Here is a 14,024-nt window from a genome sequence, read left to right as displayed (position 1 = left end):
TTATATCCTCCTTAATAGATGTCATCAATTTCAAAAACAAATTCCATATCACTATCCTTGATCTTATTGCTCATTGTACGGATAGCCGTCAGCTTCCCCGCTGAATCTACCAAAGCCAGCTCATTAATCGTCTCACCCGCCAATTCATTCTCTGCTAGTGAGCAGGTATAACGAATTGTTGCAGGAGCAATAAATTCAAAGCTCGTAATATCCTTTTGAGCCAGCTCCTTTTTCAACACCTGTTCTGTTCCATCCAAAGGCAGTGGCTTCTCTGCTTGATCCACACCTCCGCTACCAAACGCCATTTTTACTACTTTTGTCAGCGTTCCTCCCTCAGCGCGGGCACGTGCCATTTGTTCCCTTGCATATGCAGTCGTGACTGTCAAAACTTGTTCTGCCATACTTACCATCCTTTCTATCTTAAAAATAAAAGTTTTATTGGTTTAGATTGAAATGACTTTCTCGGTTGAGCTTAACATCTGACTACCGTCCAGCTTCATACTTCCATCCAACTTCCAATAATGGTCTCGAATTTTCATTCTGCCTTCCTGATGATGATCGATTCGATGCATGATGACTAGTTTTGTACGGTTCAAATAGCGCATAGGTACCTCTGTCCAACCGGACAAAGAAGCTATTCCGTTTAGTAACTCGACACCATCTAAATACCATGGCTTCCCACCCAAAAAGCGAACTCTCGAACGTAGTCGAATACGAGAAACCATTTCATTCTCATGAAGAAATGCAAGCCTAGTTTTGTTATTCATATAAAAGGCAAGATGAGCAGGCTTAATATCCTCGATGATCTTTTTAAAATCAACCATATTTTCAGGGATTCTATTTTCAAAGCTTATACCAAACTTATACTCAGTCGGATAAAAATCCACTTCCCCATCGACACCAAATGAGCTCATGATTTTCCGTATTAAATCCCCTGAAAATTTGCCGCTTCCGCGAAGTTTTGACTCCACAACAGATCGTCTCTGTTCCAGCGGCTTTTCCAAATGGATCGGGATACCCAACTCCATTTCCCAGCGTTCAAGCCCCCAAGTGGCAGTGCGAACAAAAAACTGGGCTAACGTATCATCCAGCGCGAGATATAGAGCATCTAGTTCACTACCCTTTGCATCCATATCCACGTGCATTACACGGGATGCTTCGTAATAGGTAGGAAGATAGGAAAATAGCTCCGTTCCCCGCGAACTGAACATTCGATTACTAAAATCATCCGTTACATCTTGGATAACAGATTCTTTTTTTTCGTCAATATCCATCCATACTCACCATCCCCAGTTCTACCCCCTGGCCGAATTGAATCGTTATAAAAGGATTGCTTTGTCTGTTCATTTTCAGCTTGGAGAAACCCATTATAATCAGATCCATTCTTTCATACATGCTCGCTCCTCCTTTGAGTACAGGCATTTTTGCTCTCTGTTCTATACCGTTTTTTTACGAAAAATAGAGCTATACCATTTAATCGGTTCTCGCTGTGCACTGGAAACCTTCATAGATGACGGATCCTCTACGTTATCCAATACCAGATCAGAACGATGGGATAAAATCATTTCCTTCACTTGTTTACGTTGTTTTTCATCTAAAGCGTAGCTTCCAATGATAGCTGCTATATTACCTTCTCCCTGGTCATAGCGGGTAACACAAGCATAAGCACAAATACGCAATTGAGTCTCTGTTAAAGCAGTCATAGTTATGACCTCACCTCTTTTTAAATAAGAATTTTGCGGCTAAACAGGAGTCAGTACATGGTTATTTTCCTGTGTTACCAAGCATGAGCTGGGTCAGCGTTACTTCGAGATCTGCAATACGCTGCTTCAATTGATCTGTCTCACTTGGCTGTTGCTCTGCTTTTTGGGTCAGTTCCTTAATCGCCTCGGCACTTAATCCTTCACTCCAAAACGTCGGTGGATCTCTTCGTTCTGGAGCCATAAAAGTGGGAGCAGAATATATAGGTTCTTCTCCACGTTCGTTTTCGGGCATGTTTCGCCATTCATCATGCAGTTTCTGAAATGCCGCCTGAGATTCCTTACTAATTTTCTCGTACTTCTTTTGGGCCTCAATCAGAATTTCGTTATATTCTGCTTCATAGGTCAACCAGCCTTGAATATCAAAAAGAGGATGATATAAGCCCGGTGGAACTGGAATACTAACCGTATAGCCAGCAAGACTGGTTTTTGTATTCGCTTCATCAATAGCACTCGATTTATCGGCAGTAAGTACATAGATGTCTTGCTGTTGGTCTGTATCAGATAGCGTGAGTGAAGATGGAGCATAAAAAGGGACGACACCCGAAAAGGCATCGTCCACTAGCTTGTCCTCCAGGTAGAGGCCGTCTGTATTTACTTTAGGTACTGCTTTCATATATTATCCTCCTTAAACTTCTGCTATAAATTGAACGGCATCTAAACGTATCCAACCATAGCCCCCTCTGCCTACTACTTCAACACGTCCGTCAGAGGATATTGCAATTACGGCAGTTTTGTCAGCGGACACCGAATCAGATGCTGCGCAGGTTAATACCGTTAGTATTTTTGGCCTGTATCCTTCCGGCAACCTAAAACATGTGACGGTTGCATTAGAAGTCGGTACCTTTATTGCCCCGTGCATCTTAATAAGATTATCTGACATTTTAAGGTACTGAGGCCACATATCCACTGAGGATATTTCTGCTGTAACGCCATTAAGCAACGTGGGTGTAATCCAGGAAGGGCTATCCTTGTCCGCCTTTTTGTTCTCCACCACAGACAGGCGCAAATTTGCTTGTTGCACGCAGTCTATCAAATCCAACAGCAGTGTCTTTTCGTTGGCTGCGTAGATTCCTGTGAACGGCACAACGGGTGAGAGACCAACCATAAAGTACGTGACACTGTAAGCCGATACTCTGTCGCTATCCGATGCATTTAAAAGTTGCGATAACGTACCTGCACTCGTGATCCATCCGACTCCCTTAGTCCATCTTGTGTCTAAGACCCCATCTTTGTATACCGTCAACGGTTGTATAGACCTGTTCCTGAGCAAGCGCGCGCTAAAGCTGGCGTTATTTATGTTCATTCTGTTGCCGAACATAGTTCCTGTCTCCATAAATACGTCGGCAGGCTCGCGCAACACAATTCCCGTACCTACTTCAACCTGATTGTCTCCCTCAATGAACGTTAGTTGCCCTTCGGATATGATAGGCTCTGCTGTAGACGTTGCGAGTTTGTATACCAGTTGGTATGCCGACCAATTTCCATATCTTACATACGACAAGGATGTTATCGCTGTTGTCGGCAAAGTAGTTACGTACAGCGTTGCTGCGGCCCCGTTCGAATCGTAGATAGAATCAAGCGGATACCACGCCTTCCCTACTGCCTCATTGTTAAACGGCTTACTAACGTCTCCTTGACCAGCCAAATACATCTTCCAACCCATGAAATACGCCTTTATTTCGTCTGTTGTAGGTGTGTAGTTGTCTCCCCATCCACTGTCTGTACTAGAAATAGACAGACCCACAACACCAGATTCTGGACTAAGGTGGGATTGATCCGGCCCGCTTAACGGGAAAACATGCTGAACCAACTTACCGTTCCACTTTGTTATCCTCTCACTGTCAACCATTCCATTAGTGGCAGGTATCCGAACAACTTTGTAGCCTGCGGCTGAATCGAAGTAACCCCAGGGTAGCGAGCCGTCAAGCGTCATACTGTGCCAACGTTTGCTTTTATAATATTGCCCATTACGTTCAAACACTGTATCAGCATTAGCCCCTGTAACTGGATCGGCGTACAGGTCTGTTTGCAGTGCCAGCATGGAGTCTTCATGCTGCTTGAACGGTTTGGCAATACTACCGATGTTGAGCATAAAATCAGAAATCGTTACTTCGGCAGTGGATGTGCCCAGCAAGCGGATCACTACACCTTTAGTACCTGCCGGAACTGTGAATGTATAAGATATAATCCCGCTACCTGTTACATTACCGATAACAGCAGTCTCGTTTTGCATATTTACATGTATTCTACCCGTTGCTCCACTCGACTGAGCGGAAACCGTGTAAGCCTGACCCGGAACTAATGGGTAGATGGAAGCTATCATTATATTCGAAGAAGAAACAACAACATTTCGATCATCTTTAATAAGAGGTGTTCCGACCGTAGCGTCCCAAGAATAAAAAGAGTATGGGGCCAAATTCTCCCCGTACCGAATTGCATATGGATTACGTACAGGCATTACACTATCCACATAAGGATATTTGTTGTCAATTTGATCGTCAGTCATCATTGCTAATGCTGTATATTCTGCTGCAGAAATCTCATAGATACGCGCAGCCTCAAAATTAGAATACTGTCCTACAGTACCCTGTGTTACCAAATCTATGTTAGTAATAATATCGCTGGTAGGAGCCAGCCTAAACCAAGCCGTAGCAAATTTAGTTTTATCCGTAACTATAACTTTCGATTCTACCAGAGCATTCGGAGCCGAGATTCCTGCATCTGTAGCGTTACCTACTTTCGCTTTTACAATTGCAACATAATATTTTCCAGCTAAAAATTTAAAATTACTATAAAACCCCACTCCAGCGGTATATCCAGGCTTGATCGTTACTTTTAACGAATTAGGCATTGTCCCTTTATTCAAAGTATCTAGCGCTATATCGGCTTGATACGGTGTTACCCACCTTAAGCTACTCAAATTCCCCCATCTTCCCAACAAATTCACCAACGTACGCCCGCTCAGCCCCGTCAGCGAAAATGGCGCGGCCTTTTCCGCATGAACAATTTGCACCCCAGGTTCCAAAGTTACCGTCTTACGCTCTGTCGTATCCAGACGCTTCTTGATCCCATTTACACCCTCATTCACATCACCTGCGAAATCGTCTACAGCGCGCCAGTTCTGGTCCAAATACTTCTCCAGATCAAAATACGTGGTTTTGGGCGATGTGCGGTCAATTTGATTTAAGCCAAGATTTGGTGTTTTTTCGCTTGCCATGCTATGCGCCACCTCCTAAATATCTATCCTGTGTTGTATGTTCATTTTCATAGAGGGTCATAGACTCAACTTCAGCAATGGTCAGGTAGCGTAATTTGTACTCCACCGCCATGTGAGCGGGCTTGATCTCCTCGATGGCTGCTTTAAGATCATCCACGTTGGGTGGAATCCCGATGGTATCTATAAATTTGACCGTAAATCCCCATTCGGCAGGATGAAAAATAACATCTACCGTACCTCCGTCATACGCCTCTGCTACATTTTTGACAAGCCGACCGGAAAAAGTTCCTGCCCCTCGCAGCTTCGACTCCACCACCGCACGCCGTTGGTCCAATGGCTTCGCCAGATCGGTTTCAATTCCCAGCTCCCTTTCCCAGCGTTCCAACCCCCATGTGGCGGTACGCACGAAAAACTGTCCCACCGTTGCATCCATTGCAAGATACAAGGCGTCCAATTCGCTTCCTTTAGCATCCATATCGGAACGCATCACGCGTGAGGTTTCGTAATAGGAAGGCAAATAGGAAAGCAGCTCACGTCCCCGCTCGCTGCTCATTTGGCCTACTGTATCTCCTGCTATCGTTACCCGATTAACCAAAGTGCCACTACGGTTTGCATGTTTTCCCTGGTCTGGGTTATTCAATAAATCGTCAAAACTGTTCGTTCCATTGTTACTCACTGACGCTCACCGTCCCCAGCACTGCCACCTGGCCTGAGCCAATCTCAATATTCTGATTGCTCTGTCCATTGATTTTCAGTTCAGAGAAATCAATAATAATCGGAATGTCGAGCAAAACAGCAGAAATCCGGGTATACCGTACCAACGGGTCTTCCTTGTAAAAGGCAAGCTGCTTCAAATACGTCCGCACACCGCTCTCGATCAGCTTTTTGATTTCATCCAGCGTGGACGGCTTCTCTTCGGTACGCTGTACCTTGACTGAGATGTTAATCTCCACTTCTGCCGCTGGCATGATCGTCACTACAGGACCCGCTGGCGCCAGCCCTTCCCCTTGCCCATCCTGAGTCGGATCAATATACTTCTGCACCGCAGCCACGATATCTGGGCTGGCTGCTCGTTTGTCCGTATCCAGCACATATAACCCCACTGTTCCCGGCCCCTTCCAGAGCGGAACTACTTCCACGCCACCCACTCCAGCAATCTCATTCGCCCACTGGGTATACTGCGCCTTGTTGCCGCTTGTGCCCTGGTTCCGCACCTTGGCATAAAAACGCTCCAGCAACAGCTGGTCGCTCTCAACGTCTGTACCGCTTTTGGTTTGCTCCGTATTGATCACAGAGGCAACCCCGCTAATCGGAGTGGCCATCACCTGGATGACGCCCGCAGGTACATTACCGCTGCGCCCGGGGTTGACCGCCCGAATAGCCGCTTCCCCGGCACCTTGTTCATCCAGCGTGACCGAAGCCGTGGTCGCATACTCAATAGAAGCTTCCCCGGATACATCATCTGCCGGGGTCGCCACCAAGGTCCCCGCCGGGACAGTCGTTCCCGCTGTGCCCGTGAACGTAACCATACCTGAGGCCGCAACCGCTTCTCGCCGTGTCACCCCATGCTCTGCTGTCCGCAAATCCAGCTCCGGCGAACGAAAATCCGGGTTGTCGCTGGCTGCTGTGCTGGCAAAGCCCCGACGCAGCAGCTCCTGCGCCCAGATCGCCGCTTCCGAGAGCATGAATGCCACCGGCGCCTGCGCATCCCAAATAAAAGAGCCCTCGGACTTATCAATATCCGAAGGCACTTTTTCCAGCATTCGATTTAAAATTTCCTCTTCCGTCTGGTCTACCAAATATTCCGGCAAGTCTGCCATTAGATCACCACACTTTCCACAATTTCCGTTTCATCCCGCACGTTCGTAATCTGGCAGCTAAAATGGCACGCCTCGCCTTCCCAGCGAAACGTGAACTGATCCACACTAGCCGTACGTGCATCTGCTAGTAGCACCTCTGTGACCATGCGTTTAATTTCACTTTCCTGCACACCGTGCCCATAGCTGCTGCCAATGAGCTCCTCCAGCTCACTCCCATAGTCAGGTGAATAGATCACATGCCGGTAGCGAGGAGTGCGAATCGCTTTTTCACACCACTGTACCCACGCTTCCTTCTCCCCTGTAGTCACGATTTTACGACTAGGGCTCATAACAAACTCACCGGCTTCAAAATCAAACCGCCAGCTTCGCCCAAATACTGCGCGGTTATCCTCCAGTACATCCGGGTCGGTCATATCCGTGTCTGTCCAGATCACATCATCTGTTTCAGGAAATAAATTAGCCACGTCCACTCACCACCTTGCACACGACCACCACATCATTGCCGCTATTCACCCGAACCGCAAGTACACGATCTCCGGGCTTGAGTCCTTCGTTCAAACTGAGATTCACATCCTCCAGCTCGTCTTCCCCGATATAAAAGGAAGTTTTCAGCTCTTTGCCTTCCCAATTTTCCGGTTCCACTGCGGTTGAGGTGCCTTTATACATATGACGTGGTATAGATAGCTGCCCCGGTAGCTCGGCGACCAGATAATCCTGAAGCTCATGTTTAAAATCGTCCAGCTTGAGTCCCGTGGAGGTGATCGTGCCTAGTACCGCGCCCACTCCACTCAGCGCTTGCTTGGTGTGCTTATGAAATGAAGATTGCAGCGCAGTAGCCAAATGCCCGTAGGGGTCCTTATTCAAGGTAAAACCTCCTTTTTACATCGTCATACGTTCCGAGCTCCAGCGACATACTGCCGGGGTTGCCCAATTCCCTGCTCACTGAAATGACCAGTAGCTTTATGGAACCTAGCATCACTGCGTCTCCTGCTCGAATCGTGTTCATATCTGGTGCATTTACCGATATCGTTTGCTGTATGCCTCTCAGCTTACTTTTAGCCAGCTCACGGGCTGCTGCACCGGACTTGACCTCGTCATCCTGCACGATCACCTGAAGTGTCCCATATTTGGCAATGTCCTTTTCCTCAAGCGCCATCACCTTGGAAGGAACCTCATTACCTGTTTCACTAGCCGCCGTCGTAGCCAGCACTTTCACCCTCGTAGCTGCACCTTCCAGCGTGCGGGACTGTGTCGTATCAGTCACTCTCTCCAAAACATACACGTCTTTGTTCGTTCCTAGCTCGTACAGCTCCAACCCGGAAGAAATCATCCGCGGATGATACAGCTTTCCCCCCGCCTTTGCCGTTTCGCGCAGATCTCCCAGCATCATAGAATAGATGGACTGTGTGCGGTATACGGCGCGTCCCAGCGTTTTTTTCGTATCTGGCAATGAAGCGATTTTCAACTTCCAGTCCCTAGCATACTTCTGAAAACGCTGAGTAGCCGTCTGCTTGGCAGGGAGTAAATATTCATCCTCTGACTTGTCCAAATACACTGTACGGTCATACAACGTCAGCGTCATACGTTTGAGCCCGTTGTTAGAGGTTTCCACTTCCCAAATCACGGCAGGGGACAACAAGGGAACATAATCTTTTTTACCATAAGGAATCCCGCTAACCCGAATGGACATCCCAGGGGAAATAGCGGGCATATCCGACGTAACGACTAGATTGACGGTTCCCTGATAGGCGATTTGTTCCAGCGAGTCCCTCAAATTAATGTTCTCCACAAGCGGCGACAAATCATATTTATCCTGTAAAATGACTTTATAGCTCATGACAACACCAGCTTTTGCCCCGGTTTAATTGCATTCGGATTTTGCCCAATAACCTTTTTGTTAAGCTGATAAATACGACTCCATTGCGAGCTATCCCCCAATTCGAGCTTGGCAATTTTGGACAAGGAATCCCCGGACTTAACCGTATATATTTTTTTCTTTTCTTTCATATCTGTGCGGGGCTTTTTGTTAACCGTAGCCGCCTTACTTCCTGTGCCACCAGCTTTTTTGGCAACTTTCATATCACTCCAGGTCCGCAGTGACAGATCAAAATTCACATCTCCATACTCGCCGCCGCGAAAGATCGAATTATGAGATGCCACAATTACTGGCACATTCAAGGCTGTCTCCGTAATAATAAAACGTAGCGGGTTCTTAGATAACAAAAAGCCATTCAACGTGTTCATGGCCTCCTGCGGATCAGGAATATCTTTGTATGTGCAATACGCTGGATTGTATTCTTTCGGAAAAAAAGAAGAGAAGGAAATTTCCTTCACCTTCTCCCCTTGCGGGAAGTCAAACTCCCCATAGGATAAAATCGTCGTTGTATCAAACCCTTTTTGCCGTGAGATCGTCACTTCCTCAGGATTTACCGGAAACTGAAACTTTTTTCCTTTACCATCCGTCAAACTAAATTCCATCTCTTTCCTCCCTCCCCATTACTCCCATCTACCGTATTACTTAGCTACAGCGCCTACAGGCTTGGTGTTCTGCGTTGCACGCAGAATTTCAGCTTTGAGACGGTAGCCAATTTGCATAATAAGCCCATCCACATCCAGCTTGTTCTCATGTACAGTGACCTGTACAGCCCCCGCAGGAAGATTGAATTGGTTGGTGGTTTCCGTTTTAAAATCCTTCAAAAAGCCAGACAGTGTTCCCATTTGTTCAGGACTGATCTGTACTACTTGAGGTGTCGGATTACCATTACCATTACCATTACCTTTGCCTTTAGCTTTGGCTCCATTATTCGCATGAGCCGCAGTATTCAGTAGTGGGTTGGGATTGACTCCCTGGTTAGCTATAGCCATCGGTCCATAAGGATTAGGGACACCTTTTGCACCTGGTTGCTGAGGTCCATACATCACTTGAGAGCCGGGTGGTAACCCCGGAAATGGTGGCATAGGTGTTAACGGTTTGGTAGCCACAGCTACAGCAGGTTGAGGTGGTATAGCAGGTTTAGGTACTTCAGGCGGCTTCGCTGGGGCTTTCTTAGGTTCATCTTTTTTACCAAAAGAGAAGAAGTTAGAGATGCTATCACCAAAGGCTTCGCTCTTCTCAGAAAGCCATCCGGTTACTTTGGATGCCTTTTCCTTTATTTCAGAGCCATGGTCTGAAATCCAACCGCCCACTTTGCCCCCTAAAAAGTCACCTGCTAAACCGCCCACATATGAGCCAACAGCAGTGCCGACACCTGGAAGCAAAAATGTTCCAATTGCTCCGCCTACCGTACTCCCAACCGCCCCACCTACGGTGGAACCAATCGCTTGTGCGCGTTCCTTGCCCGGAGCTGCTGTAGCTATGCTTGCTGCATCTGCCAGAACCCCCAAAGGCCCACTAATGAACTTTTTGCTTACGCCCAGGCCCTTACTCACTTTTTCAACTAATCCGCTATCGCTCACCATATCTAGGACAGAAGAAGCATCTATATCTGTTCCACCCGTTAGCAAGTCGCCTGCAAAGCTAAGAATACCACCCGACTTGGAAGAGCGGCGATTACCAGGATTTCTCGGATGATTTCTTGGGCTTGGAACCCTTCGGGCAGGGTTAATCCGAGGATTGGATTCTGCTGAACCTCCAGCGTTTTGTCGTCCGCTTCTGTTTCCTTGTATCGAGTTCCGATCTCTAATATTAATTCTTGCTATCTCTCCGGCTCTTGAATTAAAATCTCTTTGACTACTCGAAGACCGACGACTACCGCCTCTATTACCAGATCTTCTACCCCCTGAACGTTTGTTCCTTCTTCCCGGGCTACTTGCGCCGCCACCGCCAAACCCGCCAGTAGATTTATCTGAGGTAACTTGAATTAATTTCTGAATTAATTCTTTAATCTCCGAAAGGTCTTTATTGCCTGAAGCGCCTTCAGCATTTCCTTCTGCAGCATCTTCTTTCTTATCTGGAAAAAAGAATTTTTTAAGTACTCCTTTTGCTCCGCCTTCCTTCCACGTTTGTCTGGTTTCCATAAAAGCGGCGGGCATCTTTTTAAACGTTTGAAGACTTAAATCTTCACCTGTAACCCCTTTGTACACTTCCTGAACAACCTTAGCAGGTTCATTATACTTTTGCAGTGCCTCAGCCCAAGCAGGAAGTTTACTTTCCTCTTCTGCTTTAGGTTTTGTACTATTTAGTATGTTTGAACCAGTGTTGCCTCTAACTGCCTTCGTGTTGTTCTCCAACGCTGTTATAAGACCACTAATGCCGTCGATGGACACACTACTGCTACTGCTTACCTTCAAATTCACACTGCCCGAGGCATTAATAATCTGAGATTTGACTCGGTTAATCTTGTTCAACAAATTATCCAAGCCTTTAGAAGCCATATCGTTCAGCACAATTTCCGGGGCCATGCGAGTGCGGCCGATTTTCAACACACGTCCTTGAATCCGCTCAAAATAACGTTCCATTGCGCGCAATTCTCTGTTCGCCTTAATGACGTTTTTAGGATCAATCACAAGGTTCATGCGGTAATTTAATGCTTCTGCCATCTATCATGTTCACCTCCTTGTTTATGCTTTTGAAGCTGCTATGCTATCCATTTCCTGTTCGGCAAACGCCAGCAGCAGCATGCGCTCACCGCGGGGAAGCCGCCAAAAGTCTCCGGGGCGGAGGTGGTGCCGGACCCACAAGTGGTACAGCATCGTCGTCATTCCCCCGGAGCCGATTAGTTTTTTAAGTCGGCAATCTCAACGCCAAAACCGGACAGCTCCAGCACCTTATCTCCTACTGCATCCAATTCACCCGCCAGCAGCATACGGCGGACGGACTGTTCGCCACCGGACAGCTTCAAGCGGCTTGTAATCCGAGGATCGCCCCAACCGTTAAGGGACAAGCCCTTCACTTCCAGCTTTCCGGTAGCTTCTGAGATCAACAAGGCGTTGAACGTTTCAGTATCTACTTTTTCATCTACAGCCCCCTTCACGGTTCGGCGAATCGTGCAACGTTCACGAATGCTGTCCACTTTACTGGAGGTCAGGCCATGCAGCACAATTTTCATATCGAGGCGCTTGATACGAACCGTTTCTTCCGGTAGTTTTTCAGCGGCTTCAAACAGGCTGTCCAAAATTTGTTCTTCTGTCATATTCTCATTCAAACTCATAAGTCATTCTCCCTTATTGTTTATTTGTATTTAGGGAACGGAACGCCTGACAGCATTCCATCCCCCGTTTTTCAATTTAGTTCGCTACAATCGGGTCCAGCAGCTCATAGCCTTCAAAGGTAAAGGTCGTTTCTTCCTGTACCTCTTCACCTGCTGTCCAGTTGGCCAGTTGGATTTTGTCAGGAGTGCAACGAATAAGACGAATACTTTCATGTCCGAAGGCTTCTGGATCATCCAATTTAGTAATAATCTCAAAACGGTTAAAACCGCGACGAATCATATCGGATGTGACCTTGTAGCCACTCATCGTTCCCGTTCCTTTTTTGATACCGCGCTTGTGCACCTTCCATTCGTTGCCCACGAGATTCAGCTCGCGTTTTTCCATCTCCACGCTGGCTTCCAGCTTATTGATATTCGTCTGCCACACCCCGTCCACATGCGCCTGACCAAACGTACCTAAAATAACTCTTGAAGCATCCAACATTTCTTTTTCCTCCTCAAAATAATCCATAATATAGTTCGGGATTTCATAAAATCCTCGTTGTTAACAAGCTACTTCATTTCTGCCGATTGCCTGCGAAATGCTTATACACGTAAAATGCTTATTTATTGCACGTAAAATGTGCCGAACAACTGCTCCATCACGTCGGTGAGCTTCACGTTCCATTGCAGGAACACTTGATCCGGCTCCGGTTTGATGACTGGCGCATCGCCGTAGTAAGCCGGGTCGAGAATGACATCGTAGCCATCTGCTTCGATGACATTGCTCAGCGACAGCTGTGCCAGGTATTCTTTGATTGCACCGATAAGTGCCAGACGGCCTTCCACCGTATTGTTGATTTTGCCAATGTAAGTCTCTTCAGCTGCACGCTGCAAGTCAGCGTTAATAGCGTCCATGACACGGATGGAACGAATTTTCTTCCATGCGTTGTTTTGCCCGGCAGATGGATTCACCAAGCTGTTGATCCCGCGCAGCGCTTTGACCTGACGGCCGTCGAAGAACAGCAGGAAGACACCATTACGAACAGCCTGCTCCTGCTCAGAGCGTGTCCAGCGGCGGGTTACATCCTCAAAAGGCGTAACCGCATAAGTCGCCGATTGATTCAGACGTTGGCCTGCAATCAGTCCGGCTACATAAGCAGCCGTTTGGGCAGAACTGTAGTCCGTACCTGCCAGACGTACGCCTGTACCGACGTTCACGATGCCTTCATGGTTCAGCGCCAGGGAACGTGCAGAGGCCAAGCTAACAGCCGTTTTGGACACATCATCTGCCGCAGAACCGCCGAATACAGCGATTACGCCTTTACCTTCGCCCCGGACACGCTTGATCCAGGCAGCGAAGCTTTGCAGCAATGCCAGATCGGCTGCATAATCCAGAGCCAAGACATTAAATTCCTGCCCTTCAAGTGCCTCCTGCATCGCGATGTAATCGGCATTAACCAGCTTGCTATTGCCGCTGTTGCCGCCAGTGAGGTGTACGCCGCTGACATCCACCGGAATGCCGCCGTCGCCGACAACTTCGGCCTTCACCCATACATTTTCGCTGTTCTCGTTCATCGCCTTGGCGATAGAGGCAGCCGTACCGTCACTGCCTTTGTACGTGCCGAGCAGCTTGGTTCCTTCATAGAGGCGCACCTCACGAGCTTGCTCATCACCCAAAGTTGGCTGTACAGTTACAGCAAAACCATTACCGCGGCTACCTGTGTACAAAGCCTTCAGACGCAGCACATCCGCCGGGGTCGCACCGCCGCTTTTCAGCGTCACAGATGCTTCAGCAGCTGTATCATCTGCCAAACGGTAGGCTAAGAGCTTTTTCGGACCGCCCAGCAAAGCCAGATACAGCGTCGAATACGCGGTCGCACCGTCCAGACTGTCACCCGAAAAGATTTGGCTGATTGCCGTTTCACTGCCGATCTCTACAAACTCACGTACAGGGCCCCAATTCGCCTTAACGGGCACAACGACCGTACCACGCGACCCACCTTGAATTGCTGAAGCTACTGCTGCCTGAAAATTCATATACAAACCCGGCAATACCGGTTTATTCGTGTTTTCCCATGTTCCGCCTGCCATA

At 47.7% G+C, this 14,024-nt stretch carries 16 protein-coding genes; all 16 read right to left on the bottom strand.

Features of this window, described 5'->3' with window-relative positions; translation table 11 throughout:
• Positions 1-11: 11 nt before the first annotated feature.
• Positions 12-401 carry a phage tail protein gene (locus MHH57_RS05830; RefSeq protein WP_342434947.1) on the bottom strand — a complete coding sequence of 130 codons (390 nt, stop codon included), beginning with the start codon at positions 399-401 and terminating at the stop codon, positions 12-14.
• 42 nt (positions 402-443) lie between these two features.
• Positions 444-1,274, bottom strand: a complete 831-nt coding sequence (locus tag MHH57_RS05825; protein ID WP_342434946.1) for a putative phage tail protein — start codon at positions 1,272-1,274, stop codon at positions 444-446.
• Complete coding sequence (locus MHH57_RS05820; RefSeq protein WP_342434945.1) at positions 1,264-1,395, bottom strand: hypothetical protein; 132 nt, start codon at positions 1,393-1,395, stop codon at positions 1,264-1,266. Before MHH57_RS05820 ends, MHH57_RS05825 begins: the two co-directional genes overlap by 11 nt.
• 41 nt (positions 1,396-1,436) lie before the next feature.
• Positions 1,437-1,703, bottom strand: a complete 267-nt coding sequence (locus MHH57_RS05815; protein WP_342434944.1) for a hypothetical protein — start codon at positions 1,701-1,703, stop codon at positions 1,437-1,439.
• Positions 1,704-1,764: 61 nt separating this feature from the next.
• Positions 1,765-2,376 (bottom strand): hypothetical protein, encoded by a 612-nt coding sequence (locus tag MHH57_RS05810; RefSeq protein WP_342434943.1) that lies wholly within the window; start codon positions 2,374-2,376, stop codon positions 1,765-1,767.
• A gap of 12 nt (positions 2,377-2,388) precedes the next feature.
• Positions 2,389-4,980: a hypothetical protein gene (locus MHH57_RS05805; RefSeq protein WP_342434942.1), complete on the bottom strand. Its 2,592-nt coding sequence runs from the start codon at positions 4,978-4,980 to the stop codon at positions 2,389-2,391.
• Between the two features lies 1 nt (position 4,981).
• Positions 4,982-5,656, bottom strand: coding sequence for a YmfQ family protein (locus MHH57_RS05800; protein WP_342434941.1), 675 nt, complete (start codon positions 5,654-5,656; stop codon positions 4,982-4,984).
• Positions 5,649-6,800 carry a baseplate J/gp47 family protein gene (locus MHH57_RS05795; RefSeq protein WP_342434940.1) on the bottom strand — a complete coding sequence of 384 codons (1,152 nt, stop codon included), beginning with the start codon at positions 6,798-6,800 and terminating at the stop codon, positions 5,649-5,651. The genes MHH57_RS05800 and MHH57_RS05795 overlap by 8 nt, the downstream gene beginning before the upstream one ends.
• Positions 6,800-7,264 (bottom strand): DUF2634 domain-containing protein, encoded by a 465-nt coding sequence (locus MHH57_RS05790; RefSeq protein ID WP_029516165.1) that lies wholly within the window; start codon positions 7,262-7,264, stop codon positions 6,800-6,802. The genes MHH57_RS05795 and MHH57_RS05790 overlap by 1 nt, the downstream gene beginning before the upstream one ends.
• Entirely contained in the window at positions 7,257-7,664 is a 408-nt protein-coding gene (locus tag MHH57_RS05785; protein ID WP_318626992.1) for a hypothetical protein, read from the bottom strand. The genes MHH57_RS05790 and MHH57_RS05785 overlap by 8 nt, the downstream gene beginning before the upstream one ends.
• Positions 7,657-8,637 carry a phage portal protein gene (locus MHH57_RS05780; RefSeq protein ID WP_342434939.1) on the bottom strand — a complete coding sequence of 327 codons (981 nt, stop codon included), beginning with the start codon at positions 8,635-8,637 and terminating at the stop codon, positions 7,657-7,659. The genes MHH57_RS05785 and MHH57_RS05780 overlap by 8 nt, the downstream gene beginning before the upstream one ends.
• Positions 8,634-9,278, bottom strand: coding sequence for a LysM peptidoglycan-binding domain-containing protein (locus MHH57_RS05775; RefSeq protein ID WP_342434938.1), 645 nt, complete (start codon positions 9,276-9,278; stop codon positions 8,634-8,636). The genes MHH57_RS05780 and MHH57_RS05775 overlap by 4 nt, the downstream gene beginning before the upstream one ends.
• A gap of 36 nt (positions 9,279-9,314) precedes the next feature.
• Positions 9,315-11,339, bottom strand: a complete 2,025-nt coding sequence (locus MHH57_RS05770) for a hypothetical protein (protein WP_342434937.1) — start codon at positions 11,337-11,339, stop codon at positions 9,315-9,317.
• Between the two features lie 176 nt (positions 11,340-11,515).
• Positions 11,516-11,950, bottom strand: a complete 435-nt coding sequence (locus tag MHH57_RS05765) for a hypothetical protein (protein WP_007429164.1) — start codon at positions 11,948-11,950, stop codon at positions 11,516-11,518.
• Between the two features lie 76 nt (positions 11,951-12,026).
• Complete coding sequence (locus tag MHH57_RS05760; protein WP_069011551.1) at positions 12,027-12,434, bottom strand: phage tail tube protein; 408 nt, start codon at positions 12,432-12,434, stop codon at positions 12,027-12,029.
• 122 nt (positions 12,435-12,556) lie between these two features.
• Entirely contained in the window at positions 12,557-14,023 is a 1,467-nt protein-coding gene (locus MHH57_RS05755) for a phage tail sheath family protein (protein ID WP_342434936.1), read from the bottom strand.
• Between the last annotated feature and the right edge of the window lies 1 nt (position 14,024).

The sequence above is a fragment of the Paenibacillus sp. FSL H7-0442 genome, from assembly GCF_038593105.1.
Taxonomy (GTDB): Bacteria; Bacillota; Bacilli; order Paenibacillales; family Paenibacillaceae; genus Paenibacillus; species Paenibacillus polymyxa_D.
This window is presented reverse-complemented; position numbering and strand designations above follow the sequence as displayed.

Excerpts from the sequence above, each read along its gene's own strand:
- MHH57_RS05830 (WP_342434947.1), bottom strand. The coding sequence starts at position 401 with ATGGCAGAACAAGTTTTGACAGTCACGACTGCATATGCAAGGGAACAA.
- MHH57_RS05825 (WP_342434946.1), bottom strand. The coding sequence starts at position 1,274 with ATGGATATTGACGAAAAAAAAGAATCTGTTATCCAAGATGTAACGGAT.
- MHH57_RS05820 (WP_342434945.1), bottom strand. The coding sequence starts at position 1,395 with ATGTATGAAAGAATGGATCTGATTATAATGGGTTTCTCCAAGCTGAAA.
- MHH57_RS05815 (WP_342434944.1), bottom strand. The coding sequence starts at position 1,703 with ATGACTGCTTTAACAGAGACTCAATTGCGTATTTGTGCTTATGCTTGT.
- MHH57_RS05810 (WP_342434943.1), bottom strand. The coding sequence starts at position 2,376 with ATGAAAGCAGTACCTAAAGTAAATACAGACGGCCTCTACCTGGAGGAC.
- MHH57_RS05805 (WP_342434942.1), bottom strand. The coding sequence starts at position 4,980 with ATGGCAAGCGAAAAAACACCAAATCTTGGCTTAAATCAAATTGACCGC.
- MHH57_RS05795 (WP_342434940.1), bottom strand. The coding sequence starts at position 6,800 with ATGGCAGACTTGCCGGAATATTTGGTAGACCAGACGGAAGAGGAAATT.
- MHH57_RS05780 (WP_342434939.1), bottom strand. The coding sequence starts at position 8,637 with ATGAGCTATAAAGTCATTTTACAGGATAAATATGATTTGTCGCCGCTT.
- MHH57_RS05775 (WP_342434938.1), bottom strand. The coding sequence starts at position 9,278 with ATGGAATTTAGTTTGACGGATGGTAAAGGAAAAAAGTTTCAGTTTCCG.
- MHH57_RS05770 (WP_342434937.1), bottom strand. The coding sequence starts at position 11,339 with ATGGCAGAAGCATTAAATTACCGCATGAACCTTGTGATTGATCCTAAA.
- MHH57_RS05765 (WP_007429164.1), bottom strand. The coding sequence starts at position 11,950 with ATGAGTTTGAATGAGAATATGACAGAAGAACAAATTTTGGACAGCCTG.
- MHH57_RS05760 (WP_069011551.1), bottom strand. The coding sequence starts at position 12,434 with ATGTTGGATGCTTCAAGAGTTATTTTAGGTACGTTTGGTCAGGCGCAT.
- MHH57_RS05755 (WP_342434936.1), bottom strand. The coding sequence starts at position 14,023 with ATGGCAGGCGGAACATGGGAAAACACGAATAAACCGGTATTGCCGGGT.